Genomic DNA, 25616 nt, shown 5'->3' on the forward strand with positions numbered 1-25616 from the left:
AAGCAAGAAAAGTTTGTAAAGAAAAAACTTTTATACATTATGTATAAAAACAGCCTCATATTTTTGTTTATTTTTATTATTCTAAATTTTATATATGTTGTGTAAAATAGAATGAATTAAAGGTGTATATAAAGGGGGCCACATTTTGAAGAAAACATGGGGAATGCTAGCAATGGTTGGATTGCTCGCTATGCTGCTTCTGGCAGGTTGTTCATCCTCACAGGGGGCGAAAGAAACAGCGAACAAGCCTACAGAGGACAGCAAAACGCAGGAAGAAAAATTGAAATTAATAGAGGAAGGAACTCTATCGTTTGCTTCAAGCGGCTTGTACAAGCCTTTCAATTTTAAAAAAGACGGACAGCTTACCGGATTTGATGTAGAGATTGGCAATGAAATCGCTAAGAGAATGGGGCTCAAGCCAAAGCCTGTCACAAACCCGTGGGAAACGATTATTCAGGGCCTGAAAGGGAATAAGTACGATGCAATCATCGGTAGCATGTCTATTACACCGGAGCGTGCTGCTCAGGTTGACTTTACGGACCCTTACTATATTTCAGGGGCCCAAATCTTCGTATCCGAGTCGAACAACACGATTACCTCTAAAGAAGACTTGAAAGACAAAACGATCGGTGTGGTACAATCCAGCACGTTCAAAGACTTGGCTACCAAATATACATCGAAAGTCAAAAGCTTTCCAAGTGACGTCTACGCATTGCAAGACTTACCACCAGGACGCCTGGACGCGGTCATTACGGACAAGATGGTTGGAATTAACGCAATTAACGAACAGAACGTAAAACTTAAGACAGTAGGCGAGCTGTTATATGAAGATAAAATCGGTATGGCCGTCAATAAAGGCAATACAGAACTGTTAAATCAGATGAATAAGGCGCTTGCAGACATGATTCAGGATGGCACATACGAGAAAATCAGCATGAAGTGGTTCAACCGAAACATATTGAAATAAGTACGGTGCGCTGCTTGTCAGCGCATTATTTTTTCCAAGAGGAGGGGAAGGGATGGGAGCTTTCTTTCAAAACATTACACAAATCTTTCAAACGCATGGTCTCGCTTTTTTAAAAGCTTCGTGGATTACGATAGAAATAACAGCCGTATCGCTTGTCTTCGCCACGATTATTGGACTTATTTTCGCCTTCTTTAAAATTTCAGGCAATATTCTTCTGCAAAGAATAGCAGACATCTATATTACCTTAATTCGTGGAACTCCGCTTATCGTACAGCTAATGTTCTTATACTATGGGATTTCAAGTCTTGTGACGTTAAGCGATTTTACCGCCGGTGCCTTAGCGCTTGGCATTCATTCCGGGGCTTATATCGCAGAAATCTTCCGGGGAGCCATTCAATCTATCGATAGAGGCCAGATGGAAGCTGCCCGTTCGTTAGGAATGCCGTACCCACTCGCCATGAGGCGAATCATTTTTCCTCAAGCACTCAAAAGAGCGATTCCCCCCCTGGGTAATCAATTTATTATTGGCTTGAAGGATTCTTCTCTCATAGCGTATATAGCGGTTACCGAATTGTTCAATACAGCCCTTTCGGTGCAGGGAGAGAATTATATGCCTTTTGAGACGTATTTCGTTGTAGGTGTCTATTACCTCATTCTTGTCTTTATCTTTACTTTGATTCTAAATAAAGTCGAAGCCAGACTAGACACAGGAAGAAGTAAAACGAAAAAATCACGGGGCGAGGTGAGGGCTGCATGATTCGAATCAAAAACCTAACCAAGTCATTTGGAGAGCTGCAGGTATTAAAGGATATCAGCATGGAAATCGGCAAAAGTGAGGTCGTGGTCTTAATCGGGGCGAGCGGTTCAGGCAAAAGCACACTGCTTCGATGCTTAAACTTTCTAGAAATCGCTGATAGTGGGGAAATCCAGATTGAAGGTGAGAAGATTCATCCGCAGAAAAATAATCTAAATCATGTCAGGCAAGAAGTTGGGATGGTCTTTCAGCACTTTAATCTATTTCCTCATATGTCGGTACTGGAAAATGTAATGGAAGCCCCTGTCCATGTTCGAAAAGTAAATAAGTCAGCAGCGAGACAAAAAGCGATAGAGTTATTAATAAAGGTCGGTCTTGCTGATAAGGCGAATGTGTACCCAGAACAGCTATCTGGTGGGCAAAAGCAACGGGTGGCGATTGCGCGGGCATTGGCGATGGAGCCGAAAGTTATGCTATTCGATGAACCGACCTCGGCCCTTGACCCCGAGCTGGTGGGAGAGGTGTTACAGGTAATGAAAGAATTAGCCAAAGAAGGGATGACGATGGTAGTCGTCACGCATGAGATGGGCTTTGCTAGAGAAGTGGCTGACCGGGTCGTTATGCTGGCGGATGGCGTAATCGTAGAAGAAGGGCATCCGACCGATATTTTTACGTCTCCGAAGCATGAAAGAACCCAGCGTTTTCTTAAACAAATCGTTTAGCAAATGCTTCACTAATGGTAAACCTCACCGAATAAAACGAGTGAGGTTTTTTGTTATTTTACAGTATGGGCACTCGATTCAAAGAAAATCTAACGGTAAATCAAGCGTTATTGGAATGTATTGGATACTATTGTACAATTAAGTGAAAGTTGTAATGTACTGAAAAAGAAGGGAGTCTATGGAATTGACGGTAGATGATGTGTGCCTTGGAGAAGGTACGATAATAAAGAATACATATAAAATAAAAAAAGTCATTCATCGCAGTGAGTTATCTATCGTATATATTGGACATCATATAAAGAGCAAAGAGATTCAGATTATCAAAGAGTACTTTCCGAAGGCGTTAGCCTTACGGGATTTAGACAATAAAAGTATGCTATGCCGACTTCCTTCTTCCAAAGGAAAATACTATGAACTAATGGAAGCTTTTTTTAATGAAGCGGTAATAATAAGGGGGTTACATCATAAAAACATTGTTGAATATATTGACCATTTCGAGGAGAATGGTACAGGTTACATTGTGATGAAATACTATAAGGGTAAGACGCTCGATACATACATAAGAGAAGAAAAAGAAATCTCTATGAGTTATTTATTTAAAAATATTATTCTTCCTTTACTACATACATTACAGTTTATACATAAGCAAGGAATAATTCACCGTGATATAAAGCCAGGAAATATCCTTATTAATGAGGATGGGAGCCCGGTACTCCTTGATTTTGGCTCTGCTATTTATTACAAAAATCAATCCAATCATAAGATATTTACTAGTTCTGGATTTTCTCCTTTGGAATTTTACTCGGAAAAGGCAAAGCAAGGTAGATATTCGGATATTTATAGTTTTGCGGCTACACTATATTACTGTTTAAGTAGAAGAGTTCCATTGGACGTATCCGAAAGATTGATAGAGGACAGGATAGAAAATATAAAGCAGTATAATAAGAATATAACTTCTTTGTTATCTAGAATGATTATGTGGGGGCTTTCAATAAACAGTAGAGAAAGATGCCATTCCTTGAAGCTTTTTAAAGCCGTTTTTTATGTAGAGTATCTTCGTTTAAAAAGCATAGAGATATGGATGGAGAAGCGTGAAAAGAAAAAGGAAATGGCTAACCCCCAATTCGTGAAAAAAGATATGCACTGAAATAAAAATGGTTAATGATGATAGCTGGCATACGATAAGATTTTTTACGCAAAAAAAAGTGTCTTTCCAACATAGGAAGAATGTTGAAGGGACACTTTTTTTGCGTATGAAAAGATAAACAAAAAGAAATATAACATTTATTTACAATTGTTTTATGATGAATCTAAAAAACTAATTAATTATTTTGTTTGTGACTTTTTTCCTTTTAATGTTAGACAATAGAAGAATTTGTATAAAAACTAACATCACTTATAGAGAATAATTTACTAGTAAAAAAATACCATTATGTATAATGTTGACAAAATAAACCAAACAATTTAAGGTATATTTTAGCAATATATTCTATACTTTGGGATTATATCTTTATATTTACATTGTTTATTATGGTAAAAAGGTAATATAATTCTATATTTGGTTATATTATAAAATTAATGACTGGGTTCATCTAATTGTATGCGTAGATTTACCTAGAAGAAAGCAAGTTATTTACTTAATACAGTTAAAGGGAGGAGGGGGCTATAAAAATTTATAAGCAAAAGCGAGAGAACACTATGAAAACTCTATACTAATGGGTAAATGTAAAATCTTGTGTGCAATATGTTGAAGTGGTGTGTCTAATTGCGAAGGTAGCTTGTAAATTATTTATAGCTAGAGATGATGGACGTTATTAGTCAAACAAACAGAACCATGCTGTTCGAAGAATTTAATCCAGAAAAGCTCGATCTTATCACTATCGTTGGCGATGTAAAAGGGGTTGATAGCCTTAGTGATGACAAAATTAAGGAAATTCATCAACACCTGGTTGTGAAGAGCTTTGATGAATTTTTAGACAAATTCTCGCCCAAAGTATACTCATTCTACAATGCGGCTAATCAAAAAGTGATGTACACGCTTGAAAAGCCGGAAGGCATCGCAGAAGATTGCATATCCGAAATCCACATTGACCAGAACAACGATTTTTTAAAAATGTTGTTTACCCTCATTGATACAAAGAGAATCCAAGGAATAACCAATGTAGACTTTAAGTTTGAAAATCTGTTGGACATGATATCTCCAAAGAAAGTAATGGATGATATCCGACAAGTGAGAAAAGAAATTCACTATTTATATGGCCAGTATGAAGAGCTAGACGATGATGATCCAAAAAAGCTTGATTTTGGTGATAAGCTGAACTATTTGTTTGAGGATGCCAGCAGAAACTATAACAATGTAATGGCTATGCTGCCGCTTGCTATCAACGACATTAAAACAAGACTGCTGCTTGGCGGAGCCCAGGAGGAAAATCAAGCCGAAGCTATTCAGATTGGTATGCTTACCATTGGAGACAACGGGGAACTAAAGATTATTGAGGCCCCTAAAAGCGATAACACAGAGCTTATGGTAGTAGATGAGAACAGTAATGGACTTATTACCGTTTTTGAAGAGGATTATGACTCTGTTACAGAAACGCCTTCTTCTTACGTGAGAGATCTTGTAGTACGGACGTTTTGCCCGTTGCCTGCTGTACAGGAGCAGATCGATATTGAAATGGAAGTCCAGAATTACAATACATACCTTGAGTTTTATAAGAATGCAAAAGACGATTTTGTAAAAACGGTTAAGCCTTTAGTAGAAAAAATATTAGGCGTAAAAATGTTTTTTGACCAATATGCTACAAAAAATAAAGGCATGCAACCTTCACTCCTTATTACTAACACGAAGCTGGATATGATAGCTAAGAGTACCAACATACCAAGACTGGCAACGTATTTGAATACGGTGAACTCAAAGAATGATTTTTCGGATACTGTATGGTTTGCTATCGTTCCTTCTATCGAATTGGAATCGTCCGGAAATTCAAAAGTAAGCCGGGAGCGTTTTAAAGGAAACAAAAAAGTCGTAAAACAAGACGGCAATACAATGGAATCTTTATCCATGCTGCTGCATGTTGTTAAGGATTTTAAAATACAAGTCTTCTTCAGCTTTGTGACAGGAGAAGAAACGACGTTTAATCATATGGCTACTTCTGGCATTGATAGGTACATAGATAAGTGTGGAGTACTTGTAAGAAAAGAATATAGTGAGTTTGCTATTCCGTGTATTCCTAACTTTACGATTATTCCGAAAGACAAGTCTGGTGTTGTCATTGATAGTAAGATGCTGCAGACGGAAGAGGGCGTCAAGATTTCTCAGGAAAAGGAAGATATTCTCAAGCTGTGGATTGAAGGCGTTTATGTAGGTGCCAGCTATGTAGCTGCCGGGATCGTAGCGGCATGTCAGTGTCCGGAATATTTAAGGGAATCTTTTAGAAATGTTAGCAGGGATTATCCAGGAGTACGTTTCGATATAGAAGCCGGGGATAACAGTCTTAAGGCTGTTACGACGATGGCTAAAGAAATATCCGGATTCACAAATAGCATTAAGGACTCTATTAACAGAAAAAATTTCGGATTTGTATTCTCATCTGAGAATGCGCAGCTACAAGGACAAGATATAAGAAGAATTACAGTTTATAAAGCGAGAAGTCTTGCAATGGCGGAAGATGGATTCGATTCTATCTACAAAACGCTAGTAAGCACTTATATAGAAAGGATTCTCCGGTTCCAGACCAGCGATTTCAAACAGGATAATATTGTGAAGTTCTTCAGCAATAATCCAAGCAGTCAAAAGAGCAAATGGCTTGGTGCGCGAGGGTTTGTTAACTCTATCATTCAAGATGGAGATGACATGAACTATATTATCGATGATAAGAGCAACCTGTGTCATATCGATCTCGTGTTTAACGGAAACGTTAAGAACCTTGAGGTTACGATAACGAAAGGAACAACTGCAGCCAAAGCATAAGGGTCAACAAATGTGTGGAGAAGCTAGATGAAGTTTTTTAGGAAGATAATGAGAATGTTGGAGGTATGTTTTCAAAAATGTACCTCTAAACATAAACTTCGAAAACCAATATCGTTTTCGGAGACACTATTCAATCATAAGGAGGCTATTTCAATGGGGTTTAAACTTCAAGTTGAGGGAGCAGAAACAATTGAATTGGGTATGGACAACATCATGACAGTAACGTACGACACAGATACCCCGGATGATTCAAACGCAAGATCAACAGATGTGGGAGCCACTCTCCGGATTACAGGAAAGATCATCACAGCAACAGATGGTGATAATGCCGATGACACAATGAAACTGGCTTTATGGTCACTCGTACCGGCTGAAAAGGCGGATTGTTATAGAAAGGTGACGCTGGAAGTAATCGCTGCAGATCAGGTCATACGGAAAATCCATTTCCCTAATGCATTCGTAGTGGACTACACTGAGAGATTTGGCGATACCGAGGGTGTAGGAACATTCGAGCTGTTCATTAAGCAGAAAAAGGATAAAACAGAGATGGCGAAAGTCGAAGGCGGCTATGCCGTTTAAATTTTTCGGGCAAGAGTTTTTAAGGGACGTATCGTCCCTTAAAAATTTATACTTTTCACCAAAATAGCGTAGTAGGCGGATGAAAACCATGAAAAATTATTATGCAATATTAGGAGTCGAAAAAGACGCTTCACCGGAAGAAATAAAGAAAGTATACAGGAAATTAGCGAAGAAATATCACCCAGATGTGAACGCCGGGAGCAGCGAGTCGGAAAGAATTTTCAAGGACATCAGTGAAGCATACCGTACATTGTCCGATGAATCGTTAAGGAAAAAATATGATGTTCAGATGAATAACACAGGGGAAGAGGCAAGTAGAGCAAAGAATCAAGCAGATAAAAATACCCGAACCCATAGTGCTCATGAAACATACCAGGGATTTGATATGAGAAATATGGAAAAAAACTTTGAGCGCTTTTTTGGCTTTAATCCAAAAACGAAAGAAATGGCAAGCCGCGAAAAAAATAAAAATAAGAATCCCATTGATACAACGGACCTGTTTGAAAAATATTTTCGAGCAAAAAAAAGATAATAGGATAAATGATCAAACGGAGGAATGGATGTGAGGGACGGTTTTTTTAAACGATACATAAGCAATTTGGATAACGATGAAAAATCTTTTTGGATAAAAAGTATTGATATTTTACTGATAATAGTAGCAGTTACTGCACTTATATATGTGTATTGGTTCAATACAAACAATAGCTTAAAAATCGGATTTGGCTTCCTTATTGCAGTCGTTGCAGTAGGGTATGTAGTAAAAAAATATCGGATTTCAACGGATAATATAGAAACGGAAACAGAGATTACTAAACTCATTCTCCTGGATGAAAAGGGAGAGAGTATAAAGGAATGGTATATACAGGGGAAAACTTCCTTACTAATTGGCAAAAGCTCAAACCATAGTGAGGTTGACATAGACCTTTCCGATGCGGAGTACGCATCGCTAATAAGCAAGCAGCATGCCGTGCTGAACTACGCTGATGGAAACTGGTACATCGAAGATATCGATTCCAAAAATGGAACCGGAGTAAAGGAAGCTTATAAAAACGCAAAGAGCAGGCTAGAGACGCAAGCACCCTACAGAATTAGTATGGGAGATGTCATATACATAGCTAACACAAAGATATTATGTACATAAGAATGCACCTTGATATGAAGCAAATGGAGGAATGAACGGTATGAGTTTGGCAAGATGCGCAAATGGACATATGTTCAGTACGAGAAAGCATGGCAATACATGCCCTTATTGCAACGTTATAGTAGATTCAGGCTTGAAAAGCGAGAATCGAAGAGCGGTGGCAATAGGCGAAGACGAGAAGACCATGCCATATTTGGGGGAAGTAGAGGGAATCGAGCCTGTAACAGGGTGGCTGGTATGTATAGAAGGACCGCAGATTGGTCAGGATTACAGAATTATGGCAGAGAAGAATTTTATCGGAAGAGCAGAAGAGATGCACATACGAATCCTTGGGGATAACACGATATCAAGACGAAATCATGCTGTTATTGTCTACGATCCGAAAAAAAGAAATTTTTATTTGCTACCAGGGGATGCGTCAGGGCTGGCCTACCATAATAATGAAGCCGTATATTCACCTACAGAGCTAACGGCATATGATGTCATACAGCTAGGTAGAAGTAAATTCATATTTATTCCTCTATGTGGAGCCCATTTTGAATGGGAAAACAACACAGGCGAGGAATGATGGGCACAATGGAGGAACGAGGGCTGGAATGGATGCCTTATCTAATCGTAGTCGTCTTTATCATTGTTTTTCTTTTTTTAATTTATATAAGGAAACTTCTGGGGAAAGAAGAAGAAAGATCGGGTATTCGGATTGGTAATGGACAAACGATAGGGAGACGGGACGAGCAGGATGATTATTTCTCGACTGTAACAACTTTGCATGGAACAATAGCCGTATTAGCCGATGGGATTAGCGGACTTGCAAATGGAAGAATAGCCAGTACGATCGCTGTGGATATATTTATCAAGAAATTTTTGGAGCTGAATCATGTAAATGATATCCCGCATTTTTTTACGGAGGCTTCCCGTTTAAGCAATACGGAAATAATAAGAAGCTTGAAAGGAGCAAATGGCGGGACCACATTAGTTGTTGCTGTTATATCCGATGGCTATTTGTACTGGGGAGCAGTGGGAGACAGCTTGATCATGATTTTTAGAGATAACGAGTTTATAAATATCAACCATAAGCATATTTTAGAGTCGGTACTGGAAGAACGTTACCTTACAGGAGAAATTACGAAATATGAAGCCCTGGATAATCCGATGAAAAATAGGCTCATTAACTATTTGGGATATGAGGGTTTTAAGAATATAGAGATTTACAAGACGCCGATTGCGCTGAATAAAGGGGACAAGATTATTCTTTGTAGTGATGGGGTCTACAACAGTGTAACGGAAATAGAATTGGAAAAAATCCTTTCGAAAAATATCTCTCCTTATGATGCCGCCCAGGAAATCATTGAAGCCGTTAACGATAAAAGGTTAAAAAATCAAGATAACGCTACAATCATCGTACTAGAAAACGGCTAGTAGGACATTTTTGTGTGTAAATAAAGCTTTGGAGAAGAGAAGGGGCAAGGAGTGCGAATGAGAAAAGACAACAGCGAGTTCAAAACAGCGTTCCTATCCGAAGCAGGTACGTTCATAAACAATAAAGACTATTTTGCATTCATAGAGCTTGATGATATAGCCTGCTGGGTGGTAGCGCACGGTCTGGACTCGGATAGAGAAGTAGAAAGTGCTGAAATGGCAGTACGAAGCATACTGGGAAACATTATGAATAATCCTACCATGTCCAGAATGAAGATAAAAAAATACGTACAGGAAGCTCATAAACTATTACAGGAGGAAAGCCATCGGGTAAGACTCAAAGCTAGCCTGGCATTAATCGTAACGAATTATACAAAAATGATCTGGGCGGTTGCAGGCAATGCCAAGTTATACCATTTTAGAAATGGAAGATTGAATTTCAAAAGTAAAGACCAAAGCCTTGCTCAGCTCATGGCGGACGAAGAGGAAATACCTGAGAGCCAGATTGAAGAGCATGAAGAAAGGCATAATCTACTGAATTATCTCGGCAAGCCATATGATTTCAAACCTATTGTATCGAAAAAATATCCGCTCACAGATGGAGATGTTATGGTGCTTAGTACTCCCGGCTTATGGGAGGGAGTCAATAGTGTAGAGATGCTAGATACGATACAGGAGGCTAAAGAGCCCGAAGAAGTAGTCGATACGCTAGAAGATGTTCTTTTAAGTAAACAAAAGCCCATAGTGAACAATTATACGGCAGCGACCATCTTTGTAAACAAGACATACAAAGAAGATCCAAAGAAGAAAATAAGAATCATAAAGAGAATTATAGTCGCTCTCGTTATCTTTGCGTTAATCGGTGGGGGAGCTATCGTCTATCAGGTACGGGCTGCGGCTAAAAAAGCGGAAAGCGTTGCAAGCATGATAGAGCAAGAGAAGAATGGAGACGTATTCGTGCAGGATGGGGATTATCCAAAGGCATTAAAAGAATATAGCGATGCCAGAAATGCGGCTGTACGAATTAAAGATCTTGTACATATGAAGTTAATAGGTAAGAAGTATCGCATAACACAGTTAATTGTAGACGGAGATACTGCCTTTAAAGATGGCGATTACACAAAGGCGTTGAGCAAATACGAAAAAGCGCAAAAGGAAGTACAAGGGCGGAAAGATTTCAATGCAAAAGAATTGGACGAAAAAGTAAACAAAAGTAAATCTCTCATTCAAATCTCCAACTGGATGAAGGAAGGAGACATAAAGTTCGAAAAACAGGATTATGCAGGAGCGAAAAGTACATATGAAAAGGCAAGAAAGGCAGCGACTGCAGCTTCATTTACGAGCGGAGAAGAGAAAATAAAAGCGAAGCTGGACGAGACAGAAGAAAAGATGTCAAGCATTGAGAAAGAGAAAAGACAGCTGGATGGCGAAAAGCTTGAAAAAAAAGGAGATAAAAGCTACGCCTCACAAGATTTTAAGAAAGCTATCGAGTCGTATGCAACAGCTCAAGAGGTATATCAGGAAATCGGTATGCTTGAAAAAGTTTTAAGCATGGAGCGAAAAATAACGAAAGCAGAAGAAAAACTAAATCCGGTTCCAAAGGAGGGAGCTGTACCGGAAGCTGATTCAGGAGCACAGCCGAATGGTTCAGTAGCAAGCGGCAATACGGAGCAGGCGGCGGAGAAAGGAGGAAAGTAGCGGTCATGAAAGATATTGTCACAGATAGATTAAATAAGATAGAAGATTTGGAACAACGCAAGCTGCTAAAAAACATTATGACAGGCGTTTTTTTGAACCTGGTGGACTATCAGGAGGAAATGAATAGGAAGCTGGAGGAAAAGGTTTTTAATGAGATAACAGGCACAACAGAAAACCTTGATATTTATGTCACGGTATGTTCCAGAGATGAGTTGGACCCCATACACGAATTTCTATATCCGATGATACCCGGGGACGCAGAGAGAAAAAGCTGTAATATGAGAAATATTGTATCCAAGCTAAGCGCTAAGGAAGAGGTCCATTTATTGACACTATTCTTGCAATGCGACTTCGTGAAAATAAAAGAGCTTGCAAGTAGTCACAGAATATTTCATGGAGAGATGATTACGACAGAAGGACAATATCATATCCAGGTGAGCCTTCAACAGAATAAAACATATATGGACGAAATTGAGAAGCTGTACAATATCTTTCAAAAAAACGGCATTCCGTGGAGAACGGTAAATCATCCGTATGCGAATAAATTTTTTGATGCTGTGCTGGTTGGGTACGAAGGAACGCTGAAGGAAGAGGAAGAGATACAGGAGATAAGAATTAACCTTGAGGAATACGAGGAATACAAGCGGCTTAATATGATTCCCTTATGGAACATAGAAAGAGTAGAGCTGAAAAACCTGGGCTTTCCCATTCCGGCTATGGATAAGGTGAATTTTGAACATATCCTTTCGCTGCGAAAACCGGGAGTAGAACATGGATACCTGGTAGATGGGGAAGAAGAGATGATAAGGTACATCAAACGCACACCAGAAGAATTAATTGTCGTTTCACCTCAGGAGAAGTCAGGTGTGTGGAATGTGCTTAAGGTTACACAACCTGTAAGTGCCAAGAACAATGATGTAGAATACGAACTCGTATCGAACAAGCGAAAAAACAGTTTTATGGATGCATTCATTAGGAAGCAGGCCATAACTGTCCGGGCAAAAGGAGAAATTAGCAGGATTATATATTCATTTGAAGCAACAAAAGATTTTGAACTGGATCATATAGAAATTAAGGAACAAGTAGGTGAAACAACAGAAACATACAATATGAATCCGTTCATAAGTGATCATGTGCGAAGTGAAAAGGATAAAAAAGTGATGAAGCTTCGATTTCGGGTAAACGGGGACAATAGCTTTATCCGCCATGACATACTGAGCTTTCTCGTATCGGAAATCCAGATGTATTTCCCGGAATACAAGTGTGAGGGTGACCTGTCTTGAATTACATCTGGGACTTACTCATAAAGGCAGAACGTTCAGGGCTTACGAAAAGAGAGATTTATTTTGCTGCCGCTAAAGTATATTCCCCCTATATGGAATTAAGCCATGAAGCAATCAATACGAACGTTGTCGAACAAAATGTAGAAATTAATCCATACTATAGATTTTATGATATTTTTCGGGACTTATTTGACATTAATAATCATGAGGATATGGATTTGAAAAACGCTTTGTTCGATATCGTTGTTCATTTTCTAGCGGATATCGACCGCATACAAGGGATGAATAAGCGGGAGTACTATATCAAGTTTGCGCTTCGTGATATTGAGAACGGAATGTTCGGGAGTGGTGTGAGAGAAAAAATAAATGTATTTGACAACGAAGAAAAAGAAGTGATTGCGAGTAATGTTTTACGGCTGTATGAAACGGGAGAGTCCGTATATTTATTAAAAGATACGATCAGGAAAATATTTAAGCACTCTGTCATTTATGCAAACTGTGAAGAAAAAGATGAGCTGTTGATATATATCGGTCAGGAAGCAAATGAAACAGCGCAGGCAAAGCTGGAATGTATTAAAGAAATTTTTCTTCCTGTGCGCTTTCATACGGAAGTCTACTGGAAGAAGCATTTCGGTATTATCGATGTTAAGGAAACGATGCGAATAGACAGTATAGCACTTTATTGACGGATAGGAGGGGAGGCTGTTGCTATGAGTAAATATTCATACAGATTGCACCTGCATAAAGCCGGGTGGGACGAAGAAAGAAATACGGTTAGGTATACACGGGATGAGCTTTCTGAAATGACAACATTCCAGCTCAGAAATATATGCTATAAGGAGAAGCTGGTTAAAGGATTAATCAATACGCTTGATAGGGAAGCGCTTATCCAGACCATCCTGAAATTTCGTAGCGCCGAGAAAAGCCTTCTCATAAAGACCTTCAAAAAAGAAGGGTTCGAGAGAGTGGAATCGGCGTTGGAAAAATATTTACATACTCCGCTTTCAGACAAAGGGGATATAAAGATTCCAGCTAAAATGAATCTCTATATCGGATTAAAGATAGATAAGCTGGACAAGTATCATGTGGAAGTCGGAAGTAGTATTACAGAGTCCAATGTGCTGCTAGTAAACGATGCACTTGAATTATGCGCGATTCTTAATCTGATAAAAGATAAATCCGGTACATACTACTTGACGATGGAAAAAGAAGTAGAAATAAAAAGGTCTGGAAACAGAAATTATAGCTTTCTGTTTTTTAGGGAGCAGGATTCGGAATACATATACAAAGTCTACTATGAGGACAAGCCGCTTCCTCCTGCAAATCTTCATTATTATAAAGTGCCTGTTGCCGACCTGGAGATTAAGGATCTTGAGGAGACGGAAGCCGTTCTAGCTATCGATTTCGGAACGTCGAATACGACAGCCGGTACTTATCTTGATAGTGGATACGTAGCTTCGCCGTGCAGCAATGATTTGTTGAACGGCAGGATTCAGTTAAACAGTATTAATTTTGTCGCATTTCCTGATACCTTTCCTAAGGAAGAGGAATGGATTGAAATTCTGCCGACAGTGGTGAGCATAACGGATTGTTCCGATCCTGAGAACATAGCCTACGCTTTTGGATATGATGCGATGAAATATATGAAGAAGAACGGATATAGCAGTCATGCTACCGTATTTCATGGCATCAAGAGATGGGTGAGCAATTATACGAAAACCGAGGAAGCGATAGACGTACAGGGGAATACTGCACAGGTGAAGAGAAGCGATATTCTGCGAGCATATCTCTTGTATGTCATAGGGATGGCAGAGCATCAATTCAAATGCAAGTTCAAGAACCTGCATATTTCCAGCCCGGTAAAATTAAAAACACAATTTCTGGAGATGTTTACAGAAATATTGCCCGAATACCGCATCGAAGCCGAAAATGCGCTGGATGAGGGGATGGCTGTGCTTTTTAATACGATCGCAAATCAGATAGAGAGAAGCAGCTTTATCGACGGGGAAGCATATAAAGCGCTCGTTATCGATTGCGGCGGAGGAACAACCGATCTCTCATCCTGCCAGTTCCGAATTGAAGACGGGCATATTTCTTATAAGATTGACATTCATACGAACTATGAGAACGGAGACACGAACTTCGGAGGAAACAACATCACCTACCGGATTCTGCAATTTATGAAAATTGTGTTTGCGGATTACTATCGCAACGGCAGAAGTTCAATAGACATCGACAATCTCATTGATATTCCCGGAACAGACATTTTCAGGCATGTCGACGAATTTGGGATCAGCTCTGTGTATGAGAACTTTGAAGCAAGCTATCGTGAAGCGGAAAAGGTCATACCAACCCGGTTTAAGGCATATGAGAACAAGACGCTGGACGAGTACCAGCGAGTAAAGAATAATTTCTATTTTTTATGGGACATTGCGGAGAATATGAAAAAAGAATTCTTCCGTAAAACAGGTATCCTCAGAAATCGTTTTTATTCTGAAAGTGGGAACCGAAGAGAAAACGACATGAAAATCACAACGGTTGATCGCTGGTTTTTATCTGTACGGGAAAATGAGCGCTATAGAGATGTATACGAATGTCCGGATGTCGTTTTTAACATCAAGGAGATCAATCAGTTGATCAAAGCCGATATTTACGAAATTGTTCGTAAGTTTCTGGAGGACTTCTATCAACAAGGAACGCTTCAGGAATATTCCATCATAAAGCTGACAGGCCAGTCGTGCAGGATTGATGTTTTCAAGGAGGCGTTAAAGGAATTCGTACCGGGCAGAAGCATTGAATTCAGACAGAAGTCAGAGGATACGGGAAAGGTGCCGGATTTAAAGCTGGCCTGCCTGCGGGGAGCCTTACGGTATCTCAGCGCTCAAAAAGCAGGGGACATCGAGGCGCATATTACGAATCACGCTCCTATCGTCCCTTACTCTGTAACTGCCTTTACCCATAATCAACAGGAAAAAACACTTATTAAAAATCAGGAAAGACTAAGCCAAACACAGGGTTTTATATCGAAGCCTGTTAGCGTTGCCGAGATGGAGTTCTACCTGAAGGAAAGCGAAGGAACTGTACGGCACAAATATGTATACATGAATTACGCTGAAAACTACAAGCCTGTACTATACCAGCACATCGCTGAACTGTACGGCAAGAACATTCCTCAGGATGATACGGATTCTATCGTGAATGGGGAAGTGAAGTTTTTTGTGTTTGCCGATAAAGATAGCTGGGGATTTCATGTCGTTCCCGTAGCAAGACGAAATGAGCGACTGTATTTAGGTAAGAAGCAATTTTTCGCCTTTGAGAACGATCTGTCTGAGCTGGATTATTTTGATGGATGGAAATAAATCATACACACCTGTTGAAAGCACACAGTGAAGAAAGGAGGGGGAATGTTGTTTGCAAATCTCTATCCGAATTTCAATAAAGGCAGAATCCTAAAAAAAGAAATGCTGGAGAATCTAAGGGACTATCCAAGGAGCTTTATTGATATTTATTTTAAGGGCTATTCTGACGGGATTATTGCGGGGGCTGACATAGGAGTAGGAGAAGACGAGCTTACCATTGGAACAGGAATTATCAAGCATAACGGGATGATGTATATGCTTGAAAACGAATATCGCCTTCCCTACCATGCTACAGGTGCAGAAGCAATTATTAAAGTACGGTTTACAGAAAAAGCTGAGCATAGCGACTTCATCTCGTATGGTACAGAAATCCTTCTGAGTCAGGACATGCAAGTAAAAAGGGATGAATATGAGCTGGGGCGATTCAAATTAAAGGAAGGGGCAAGGCTGCGTTCGGAGTATCAGGATTTTGCTGACCTTGCTACAGAGTACAATACGGTAAATATTATCCATGTACAATACGCAGGAGTGGAAAAAAGCACGCTCCATCCTTATATTCTGCGCTATTTTGCAACAGACATCTTGAAAAATAACAGCTCCAATCCCCATGACATCATGTTTGCGATGCAATGTATGAATCAGCCCACCGTAGACAGGGACCTGATTCTTTACTATATAGCAAACAGGCTGGAAATCCCGTACACACAATACTCCAACGAACAAATACATAAATACCTGGGGCGCATTGTAGAAGAAGTGAAGAGAGGGCATCGCGTAAGGCCGGGAACAAGATACGGCGGACCGCAGCGGGTCATCGTGGATTAATGAGGAAAGGTTGGTGAGTCTAATGGAATATATGGATGAGAAGCTTATTGAATTAATAAATTTTATGCAAGAAAAGGCGGCACAACAGGCTGAAGAAGATGACAGGGAAGAGTTACTCCTAGAAGAGATGGAAGAAATCAGTTTGTTGGAGAATAGAGTACAGATTAGTTTGCCGCGGGCTTTTGACATTATGTCCCCTGAGATTGCCGCTTTGAAATATCCTTCTGAAAAAAGACCGAACGTAATCTATACGGATGAAAGTACCACCATTAATATCGGTTTCAACTATACGAAAACTCCTCTCGATAGTAAGGAGATGGATGTCTTCAAGGATGACATGGTGCAAATCCTGCAAAAAACCCAACCGATAGCCCAATGGTTTGAAGATGGCGTCGAGGAAGTAGACAGGGAAACGATCGGATATTGTGAATTTTTAGTTTCAGCATTGGATGCGAATGTATATGTTCTACTATTTTTTGTGGAACTGGACGGAAATGCTTTGTTATGTACGTTCAATTGCCTGGAACATGAAATGAAAGAATGGAAGCCGATTGCCAGAGAAATTATGTATTCGGTAAAAATACATACCGTTGCGAAAGGGGAAATAGACATATGAGTCTTTCCGTTATCGCCTATAACAATCTGCAAATCTCTCCCTACAAACTGACCAACTTGATCGATCTAAAAATAACGAAGAAAATGAACGATCATGCAAGACTGCACTTTACAGGCATCGTATCTGAGGAACTCAAGGACAGCTACGTTGATATAACGGGAGTAGACACGAACATTCAGGTTAATCAAATAGATGAAAACTCATCTAGTACACCGCTGTTTGCTGGAGTGGTAGTAAGCATTGAAATAAAAGCAGTGAGAGACATCTATTATATAGAAGTAGAAGCGCTCTCCCATACGTATACGCTGGATATTAAGCGGAAAAGCCGCTCCTTTCAACATAAGGACATGCCCTATTCCGATCTGCTGCAAGAAGTAGTATCCGGTTATCCGGGTGTCGATGCTATGGACACGGCTTCAAATGGTGCCAAGCTTGAAAAATTCACAATCCAGTATCAGGAGACGGACTGGCAATTCCTGAAACGGATGGCATCCCGTTTTCATACGGGGCTCATTCCTGCGTCTAGCTTTGATAAACCAAAATTCTACTTTGGTGTACCGGAAGGAAGCTTCGGCGGAAAGCTGGAGGATTTCCACTACACAATCAAAAAACGCTTGTCTGATTTTCGGATTTCTTCCGAAAATGAGAGAAAAACGGGCATAGAAAGCGACTTCATTTACTATGAAGTAGAAACCGATAAGGTGCTAGACATTGGCAGTGAGGTACAGTTAAAGGAAAAAATGCTTGTTGTATGTGAAGTATATACCCAGATGAAAGACAGTCTGTTAAAGCATCAGTATGTAATATGCTCTAAAAAAGGAATGGAGCAACAGACAGTATACCATCGAGACATTACCGGGGTGTCCGTGCAAGGGAAGGTCATTGCCGTAGAGAAAGACAGCGTCAAAGTCCATCTTGACATAGATAAGGAGCAAAGTATAGCAAAGGCATGGTGGTTTCCTTATTCAACCGCCTATACAGCGGAAGGAAACAGCGGATGGTATTGTATGCCTGAGCTGAACGATTATGTGAGGATTTATTTTCCGAGTCATAAAGAAGAGGAAGGTGTTGCGCTACACTCTGTGCGCAAAAATAAAGAAATCACAAACAAAAACAAGCTTAGTAACCCGGATGTGAAATATTTCAGAACAGCGTTTGGTAAAGAATTGATGTTTAGTCCCGAAGAGATTGTCATCACGGGAAAAGACGGGGAAGTCTTTATCAAATTGAATGAAAAAGACGGTATTCAAATTTTTAGCACAAAGAATATCCATATCATTTCGCAGGCCGATATTACGATGAATGCGGAAAAGCGAGTCACCCTATCCGCCAAAGAAGAAATCAATCTAACATGTAAAGAAAGCAGGATTACACTGAACGGTTCCACAAGCATCAGCGGAAAAGAAGTAAAAACAAACTAAAGCAGGAGAGGAAGAGCAGGAATGAAGAAAGCAGACGTGCTACAGTATTTCATCGAAAACGAGGTAGAAGCGAAAAACCTGGAAGGTCTTCTGGCTTTGGAAGCATACTTTCAAGCCCACAAAGATGAGCTGATCTCTGATTTCATCCACTCTTTCAGGCGACTCTGTCGCAAAATCAAACATATGCAAGCCTATGGAAAAAAGAAAAAAATCGGGACCATTACGTATTCCATGTTACGTACAGAACTAAGTGAAGGACGACCAATATACTTGCTGGATGCTTATGATACATCATGGTTTCTCGATCGTACCGAATGTCAGGACGAGTACCATGCAGGATGGGCGTTTCAGTTTTTGGATGTCGTAGAAAACGATTTGGAGACGATCAGTAAAACATATATGGGGACGATTACCGTCCCTGATATCGAAAGGATTAAGCTGCGGCTGGCAGAGAAATACAATCAATACGTCGTCAGTCTGGCCCGCTATGCGATGCCACAGGCGATCGCTCTGCCCGAATATGCGGAAATTGAAAAAGAAGAAGAACTGGATATTCTTGTAGGTGAATATTTCGATACGAGTGAAATTGTATACAAAGAAGATACCAGAGTAAAAGATGCAGAAGAAACGAAGGAATGGCTGGAAGAAAAACACCAGTATGAATATGCATACGAAGTATTCGCAAACCTCGACTTATCACACGGTAATTATGAAGAAATAGATTTGCGGTATGCCAATATGAGGCAAAGTGATTTATCGCGTAGTAGCTTGCGCGAAAGCCTGCTGCTTGGTACGAAATTTACCGACTGCAAGCTGCAAGGAACTAATTTTAGCCACACGATGATTAGCGAAGCTGACTTCAGTAACAGCGATCTTGCGGGTGCTACCTTTTACGATGCAGAAGGCTCGGTTGGTTTGCTGGAAGGGGAGCCATGGAGAATGCCAGGATTTGTTCCGACGAGCTTTGCGGGCGCTGATCTGGAGCGGGCAGATTTTGAAGAGGCAAACCTGCAAGGCGCTATTTTTATCGGTGCCAATCTTACAGCTACTAATTTCAAGGGTGCAAACCTGAAAAATGCACTATTTTCTGAGGCGGACATGCGGAACGTCAAACTGGATGAGCAGCAGAGGGCAAGTATTATCTGGAAACCGTAACAGGTGGAGGGAGAGTAAGCAGATGAATTATTTCATTATGTCGCACGATGAACGAGTCTATAACGCCGTAAAGCCGATGGGTGTATCACAGGTCATTACAAAAGAAATGCTCGATGAAGAACACATACGAAAGATGAACAAGGTGCATTTTCAGTTTCCGATTAGTGAGCAAAACGAAGCTGAATATGTGGACTTTATTCAAAAACCGATTCCGCTCGTATCGGATCGTTGTAAACAGCTTATGGAAAAATACGTTCCGCATATGTGCTTCAAGTCTGTCGTATTGACGGATCAGAAGCAGCCACGTCAGGATGTATACTGGCTCATTGTACCACCCCGGGTTCATTGTCTGTCCGTAGAAAATGAATTTCATAAAGATGGAACGGTAAAAAGGCTGATCATTGACGAACAAAAAGCTGCCCCTTACAAAATTTTTAGAATCGACGGCATTCTGGAAGACTATATTCTCATCAGTCTAGACGTAGCGGAAAGCTTGCTGCGGAGGGGCTTTACAGGTATCCGGCTCAAAAAAGTAGAGAAGGAGGGCGTGTATGAGCGTTAAAGTCTTCGATAGTAACGGAGGAGGACAAAGCTATGTAGTGACAGGTGCTGTATTATCATGCAGTCAGGGAAGCGCCAAAAGCAAGCTGCAAACCCCGTTTAGTCATGGTGTATATAGCAGGGGAAAAGCGCAGATGAACATTATGGATTACAAACCGAATGTTAACATCATGCCTTTCGGCGTGTGCAGCAGCATGGCAAATCCTGCGGTAGCGGCGGCCACTGCCGCCAACAATGGCAGATTGACAAAAATGCCATGCACTCCCATCGTGACGATGCCGTGGCTGAACGGAAAACAAAATGTCCTCATTGCCAAACATCCTGCGCTAATGAACAAATGTACAAACTATTGTATATACAAGGGAACGATCAGCATCGAAGATGACGGACAAGAATAATCGATAAGGGAGGAGGAAGCAAATAAAAATGAGCGAGAATTTCGTAGGATATGGGAATATTCAGCTTGTATCACCCTATGGAGTGCAAAGCCTGAGTGAGCTGACCATCGTAAAAACGGTACAGGATCATGCTAGACTGTATGTTACGGGCATCATCCCGGAAGAGCAGCAAGCCGCTTGCATCGAAACGGCGAGCGGTGCCGATACGGTTACAGTCAATGAAACAGAGAACGGCAGTGTCGTGCGGACGCTCTTTAACGGACTGGTAGCCAACCTCGGAATAAAAGTAGTCAGAGGCATCCATTATATTGAACTGGAAGCGATCTCCCATACGCACACGCTGGATATGAAGCAGAAAAGCCGTTCCTTTCAAAACAAGGATATGCGATACACAGAAATGATTGAAAGCATCCTGAAGGGCTATCCCGGTTGCGACTATATCGACATGATCGCACGAACTTCCAAGCTGGAGAAGTGTATTATACAATATGATGAAACAGACTGGGCATTTCTGAAGCGGATGGCCTCGCGCTTTGGGGCAGTGCTGGTACCGGATGCGACGTCTGACAAGCCAAAATTTTGGTTTGGACTGGGTGAGGGCAGAGCCGGAGAGATAGCTGCACATTCATACCGTGTGAAGAAAACGCTGCCTTTTTATCGGGAGACGATAGAGAACGGGTATGCGGCAGGACTTGCTGTGAATGACTTTCTGTGCTATGAAGTGGAAACGGGCGCGTATTTCAACCCGGGGGATCGAGTCACCTACAAAGGCAAGGAATGGGTCATCGCCCGCTCTACATCGGTCATGAAGCAAGGTCATCTAACACACGAATACACCCTATCCCCGGAAAAAGGAATACGACAAAATCAGCAGGGGAATCAGCGGATTGTCGGCGCTTCTCTGACAGGAAAAGTGATCGATCGCATGAAAGATACAGTACGTGTTCACCTGGATATTGATGAGGCGCAGCAGAAGGAGGAAGCCTCCTGGTTTCCATATGCGACAGGCTATACTGCCGAAGGTCACAGCGGCTGGTATTGCATGCCCGAACTTGGTGATCGGGTGGAACTGTATGTTCCCGGTAGTCGGGAAGAAGAGGCGGTTGTGTTGACTTCTATCCGGGCAAGGGAGACAAGCTCCCCAAAGATCGAAAACCCTCATGTTACATATTGGGGTACACTCCATGACAAAGAACTGATGCTTGGGAAGCAAGAGGTGAGCGTGACCGCCAAACAAGGCCAACTTTTTGTCAGGCTCCATGAAACGAATGGAATCGAGATTCACAGTCCTCATTCCATCGTCCTTACCTCAGGGAAAAACATCGAACTGCACGCGGCAGGACAGCTGAATATGAACGCGGAGGAAGCGGTGTATTTGTTATGCCACTCCAGCAGCATGATGCTGGATGGCATCGCGGATATTCAGGGGCTGCGGATTGAGATGGATGGAGCGATGGGCCCTCCTATAGTAAGTTCGGCGGAGAAGCGGGCAAAAGAAGTGCGGAACAAGATGGAGCTTGCCCAGCAGGTAGCCGATTCGTTGCCAATAAAGGGAAGTGCCGAGGCGGAAAAAGAGGTAGCTGCCAGCATTCCATTGATGGCGAGGAGCGCAGTGAAGAAGGCTGAGGAAAAGGCATGGCAGTAAAAAAGAAGAGTTGGCTAGGCTCGCTCATAGATACTGGAGTTAACACGGTTAAACAAAATAAATATGTGAAATGGGTCGAAAAGAAGGCAAAAGAGACCTGGAATAATGTGACCAAGCCGAAGAACAAAACCCAGCAGAAGAGTAAAACACAACAAAAGAGCAAAGCCCAGCAGAAGCGCCAGCCTCCACCACCTAAAAAAACCAATTGGCTAGGTTCACTCATAGATACTGGGATTAACATGGTTAAGCAAAATAAATATGTGAAATGGGCTGAGAAGAAAGCAAAAGAAGTCTGGAATAATATAACCAAGCCGAAGAAAAAGACCCCAGCGCAAAAGAGCAAAACGCAGCAAAAACGTAAGCCGAATCAAAAAAGTGTTTCTCTCGAAGAAATAGCAGCGTGGGTATGGGGGAAGGCGAAGGATGGAGCAAGGTGGGTAGATAATAAAATTAATTCGGTTCCTCTGGTGAAGTACTGGAAAAATAAGATGAAGGCAAGGGTGATAGACCAGAAACCGCTAAAAGTAGCACAACCAAAGAATCTAAAGTTCCCAGCATCCAAAGTTAGCGGAGGGAATATTGTACTTAATGAATTAAAAGAAGCGTGGATAAAAGCAACACCGCAAGAAAAACTACAAATAGAAAAACAAGCAGAAGAAATCAGAAGGCAAATGCGAGTTGCTAATATTCCTGAGTCAGATATTATGCAATCCTATCATCAATATGTAACAATGGAAGAACTTAAAAAAGCCGCTAATTTTGGAGCTTCTGATAAAATAATATTAAGTGGAATTGCCTTTGGTTCTGCAGTAGCTAAAGTCGAGTTAACATTAGGAGCTGGGAATTTTAAACCTCAAAACCCAGCCGTTCTTTATTCAAAAAACAGACCAGGAAATGTTCCTCTTCCGAAACAGAGTAAGCCTACTCAGGGGATGGGTAAAGTTCCCGGTATGCCACCTATCGTTCAGTCAAGAATAAATTTAAGAAATGGAAGTGCGGCAGAAGGGGCGGGATTTAATCATGTACTAGATAGGCATTTTAACCCATCTAAGAATGCTTCCCAATTTACAGTTACACCCAATGAATTAAAGACTATTCTGCAAAGTAAAGAAGTTGTGAAAACTCCGGTTACACGGGCATTACAAGCAGAAATAAAGTTACCAGATGGAACAACACAAATACAAGCAAGATATGTCAGAGAAGTTACTTTAAACTCAAACATAGGTATTGATAAGTTTAGTGGTTCCCCTACAAATGTCATGACTGTATTAACCGATAAGTATGGAAATCTAGTTACTACTACTCCTGGGGTGATTAAATGAAACTAATAGGAAGCAAACAGGAACAGGATTTTAGAAAAGAGTTAGCTACTTCTAATATTATTAAGGCTCAAGGCGAAAAAGAAAGAGCAATATTGAAGGCGTTAAGAAATATTTTTGGGGAAATTAAAAGTGCTTATATTTTAAATTGGACACCTGAACAAGGTGAGGATATATTCACCATTTTAATTGACCTTGATAAAATAGCTAAGGTTGAAATTAGTAGAGTTAATAATTCGGAAGCCCCTATAATTGAAACTTTTAAGCTAAAGGATTTCCAGAAAGGTCTAAGTAAAGTATTTCAAATTAAATTAGCCGTGGCGATTGATTTGGCGAAAAAAGACCATCAAAACGGTTAAATACTGTTTTAGTACACTCAATGGTTATAAAAAAGTACTGGTAATCTATATATAACCTTGATTGGCGGGATGCCTTTCAAGGTTTCTTTTTTGGTGGGGTCTACCTAGTACCGATTGAGTTACCTTTTTTACTACTAACAAGCATAACCTCCATTATACCTGTATGATATTCCTACGATTTCTCTGTACGCACATCATGGCACATATTGAAAAATATAACCTATTCCTTGTTCTTATAACTTTCATGTCATTCTAAATATAACCAGTTCCTATCGTCTTTTTCTCTAAAAGCGTTACCTTCGCTATCTCCCGCTATTCTGAAATTCATACTCTATCGCAACTCTGTGATGGTATCTCCCAACCATTATAGGGAGAGGAACTGAAAATCATAAGGTGGTATCTAAAAATATCGCAACTTTTTCTGAACATGTAGCGGTTATTCTGTATAGGAAGGACACTATCAATCTGGTAACGTGCCAGTTTATATAGAACATACGGAAGGTCATGTGGTAAGGGCTAGTCACCTTCCCTCTAATTAAGCGAGAAATTCGTTAAAATTTTTGAGGGGGAACACATGAGCAACACCAAGCTATCCATAGACAGAATCGTCATCGAGTACAGAGATGTCTATTGGTCATTCTTTAACCCGTTTAAGCAGAACATCTGTGATTACTACGGGATTAAACCAACGATTAGAGAGAAGGGATTCAAGTACCATCTTCACATTGAGGAATACCCTGACCGTTATTTCCATATCTCGTATGAGTTATGCTACACACCAAAGTCCAAGAAGCATACGTTACGTATTGAAACACATCCTGACCACTTGGAGCATTTCCAGCCTATTCTTGATGGGTTGAAGGCAAATGCAAGTTCCATCTGGTTTGTCCGATGTGACGTAGCGTTTGACATTCCTTGTCCAATGAATCAGGTCTTTACGGCATCAAGAACAGGCAGACGCATGAACCTGTACGAGGGAACGAGGTACTATGGCAAGAAGAGCCAGCGGCAACAAGCAGGTTATTGCAGGGTGTACGACAAGTGCAAGGAGCAACGGAAAAGAAAGCGCAAGGATATTACGGGGGAGTTGACGAGGGTGGAAATTGTCTACAAGCCACAAGAGAAAATCCCGATAGGTTCATTAGTTCAGTTTCCTCCCACGTTCAATAACCTGTATTCCTGTTCTATCTTGACTAACCTCGAACCTTTAAAGCCTGAAAAAAGGGCGATGGTGTTGGCGGTTCAGCAGGGTCTAATGACGATGAGTGACTTTACGCCGCATCATAGACGAACGATTCAACAGTTGCTTGAATCACAGGAAACGGTAGACTTTGACCAGATTGCACAGGAGCAGTGGGAGGAAAACGTGATTGTGCCGTGCGCTTTACTATGCGGAACGGTAAGCCGAGTAAAAGTAGGATGATA

Annotated in this window: 24 protein-coding genes; all 24 read left to right on the forward strand. The window is 40.8% G+C overall.

Translation table 11 applies throughout. The features are described from left to right. Positions 1-142: 142 nt before the first annotated feature. The 24 genes from AF333_RS07195 (at position 143) to AF333_RS07310 (ending at position 25614) form a co-directional block, all read left to right on the forward strand. Complete coding sequence (locus AF333_RS07195) at positions 143-967, forward strand: ABC transporter substrate-binding protein (RefSeq protein ID WP_043065487.1); 825 nt, start codon at positions 143-145, stop codon at positions 965-967. A gap of 52 nt (positions 968-1019) precedes the next feature. Continuing rightward, positions 1020-1724: an amino acid ABC transporter permease gene (locus AF333_RS07200; protein ID WP_043065488.1), complete on the forward strand. Its 705-nt coding sequence runs from the start codon at positions 1020-1022 to the stop codon at positions 1722-1724. After that, entirely contained in the window at positions 1721-2443 is a 723-nt protein-coding gene (locus AF333_RS07205) for an amino acid ABC transporter ATP-binding protein (RefSeq protein ID WP_043065489.1), read from the forward strand. The genes AF333_RS07200 and AF333_RS07205 overlap by 4 nt, the downstream gene beginning before the upstream one ends. A 178-nt stretch (positions 2444-2621) precedes the next feature. Continuing rightward, on the forward strand, positions 2622-3590 hold the full coding sequence (locus AF333_RS07210; protein ID WP_043065490.1) for a serine/threonine protein kinase: 969 nt from the start codon (positions 2622-2624) through the stop codon (positions 3588-3590). 657 nt (positions 3591-4247) lie between these two features. Next, positions 4248-6413 carry a hypothetical protein gene (locus AF333_RS07215; protein WP_043065491.1) on the forward strand — a complete coding sequence of 722 codons (2166 nt, stop codon included), beginning with the start codon at positions 4248-4250 and terminating at the stop codon, positions 6411-6413. 153 nt (positions 6414-6566) lie between these two features. Continuing rightward, positions 6567-6992, forward strand: coding sequence for a hypothetical protein (locus AF333_RS07220; RefSeq protein ID WP_043065492.1), 426 nt, complete (start codon positions 6567-6569; stop codon positions 6990-6992). An 88-nt stretch (positions 6993-7080) separates the two neighbouring features. Beyond that, positions 7081-7524, forward strand: a complete 444-nt coding sequence (locus AF333_RS07225) for a J domain-containing protein (RefSeq protein ID WP_043065493.1) — start codon at positions 7081-7083, stop codon at positions 7522-7524. Positions 7525-7554: 30 nt separating this feature from the next. Beyond that, a complete protein-coding gene (locus AF333_RS07230) occupies positions 7555-8133 on the forward strand; it encodes an FHA domain-containing protein (RefSeq protein WP_235356631.1) in 579 nt (192 codons plus the stop codon). 40 nt (positions 8134-8173) lie between these two features. Then, positions 8174-8701 (forward strand): FHA domain-containing protein, encoded by a 528-nt coding sequence (locus tag AF333_RS07235; protein WP_043065495.1) that lies wholly within the window; start codon positions 8174-8176, stop codon positions 8699-8701. Beyond that, complete coding sequence (locus tag AF333_RS07240) at positions 8674-9552, forward strand: PP2C family protein-serine/threonine phosphatase (protein ID WP_407638633.1); 879 nt, start codon at positions 8674-8676, stop codon at positions 9550-9552. Before AF333_RS07235 ends, AF333_RS07240 begins: the two co-directional genes overlap by 28 nt. Positions 9553-9609: 57 nt before the next feature. Beyond that, positions 9610-11250, forward strand: coding sequence for a PP2C family protein-serine/threonine phosphatase (locus tag AF333_RS07245; protein ID WP_043065497.1), 1641 nt, complete (start codon positions 9610-9612; stop codon positions 11248-11250). Between the two features lie 5 nt (positions 11251-11255). Beyond that, the gene (locus AF333_RS07250; RefSeq protein ID WP_043065498.1) at positions 11256-12533 is read left to right on the forward strand and encodes a hypothetical protein; all 1278 of its coding nucleotides are present in this window, start codon (positions 11256-11258) and stop codon (positions 12531-12533) included. Next, entirely contained in the window at positions 12530-13219 is a 690-nt protein-coding gene (locus tag AF333_RS07255) for a hypothetical protein (RefSeq protein ID WP_043065499.1), read from the forward strand. Before AF333_RS07250 ends, AF333_RS07255 begins: the two co-directional genes overlap by 4 nt. A 24-nt stretch (positions 13220-13243) precedes the next feature. Further along, a complete protein-coding gene (locus AF333_RS07260; RefSeq protein ID WP_043065500.1) occupies positions 13244-15892 on the forward strand; it encodes an Hsp70 family protein in 2649 nt (882 codons plus the stop codon). 48 nt (positions 15893-15940) lie between these two features. Beyond that, entirely contained in the window at positions 15941-16717 is a 777-nt protein-coding gene (locus AF333_RS07265) for a hypothetical protein (protein ID WP_043065640.1), read from the forward strand. Positions 16718-16739: 22 nt separating this feature from the next. Beyond that, the gene (locus AF333_RS07270) at positions 16740-17333 is read left to right on the forward strand and encodes a hypothetical protein (RefSeq protein ID WP_043065501.1); all 594 of its coding nucleotides are present in this window, start codon (positions 16740-16742) and stop codon (positions 17331-17333) included. Beyond that, entirely contained in the window at positions 17330-18754 is a 1425-nt protein-coding gene (locus AF333_RS07275; RefSeq protein WP_043065502.1) for a contractile injection system protein, VgrG/Pvc8 family, read from the forward strand. The genes AF333_RS07270 and AF333_RS07275 overlap by 4 nt, the downstream gene beginning before the upstream one ends. 21 nt (positions 18755-18775) lie before the next feature. Next, a complete protein-coding gene (locus AF333_RS07280) occupies positions 18776-19909 on the forward strand; it encodes a pentapeptide repeat-containing protein (protein ID WP_043065503.1) in 1134 nt (377 codons plus the stop codon). 22 nt (positions 19910-19931) lie between these two features. Further along, positions 19932-20471: an imm11 family protein gene (locus AF333_RS07285; protein ID WP_043065504.1), complete on the forward strand. Its 540-nt coding sequence runs from the start codon at positions 19932-19934 to the stop codon at positions 20469-20471. Continuing rightward, positions 20461-20868 (forward strand): DUF4280 domain-containing protein, encoded by a 408-nt coding sequence (locus tag AF333_RS07290; RefSeq protein WP_043065505.1) that lies wholly within the window; start codon positions 20461-20463, stop codon positions 20866-20868. The genes AF333_RS07285 and AF333_RS07290 overlap by 11 nt, the downstream gene beginning before the upstream one ends. Before the next feature lie 28 nt (positions 20869-20896). Next, the gene (locus tag AF333_RS07295; RefSeq protein ID WP_052811990.1) at positions 20897-22513 is read left to right on the forward strand and encodes a phage baseplate assembly protein V; all 1617 of its coding nucleotides are present in this window, start codon (positions 20897-20899) and stop codon (positions 22511-22513) included. Continuing rightward, entirely contained in the window at positions 22504-23835 is a 1332-nt protein-coding gene (locus AF333_RS34845; protein ID WP_080787686.1) for a hypothetical protein, read from the forward strand. Before AF333_RS07295 ends, AF333_RS34845 begins: the two co-directional genes overlap by 10 nt. Next, positions 23832-24191, forward strand: coding sequence for a hypothetical protein (locus tag AF333_RS07305; RefSeq protein ID WP_043065506.1), 360 nt, complete (start codon positions 23832-23834; stop codon positions 24189-24191). The genes AF333_RS34845 and AF333_RS07305 overlap by 4 nt, the downstream gene beginning before the upstream one ends. 574 nt (positions 24192-24765) lie before the next feature. After that, positions 24766-25614, forward strand: coding sequence for a replication initiation factor family protein (locus AF333_RS07310; RefSeq protein ID WP_043065507.1), 849 nt, complete (start codon positions 24766-24768; stop codon positions 25612-25614). Positions 25615-25616 lie beyond the last annotated feature (2 nt).

Origin of the sequence: Aneurinibacillus migulanus (assembly GCF_001274715.1) — a bacterium.
GTDB lineage: Bacteria > Bacillota > Bacilli > Aneurinibacillales > Aneurinibacillaceae > Aneurinibacillus > Aneurinibacillus migulanus.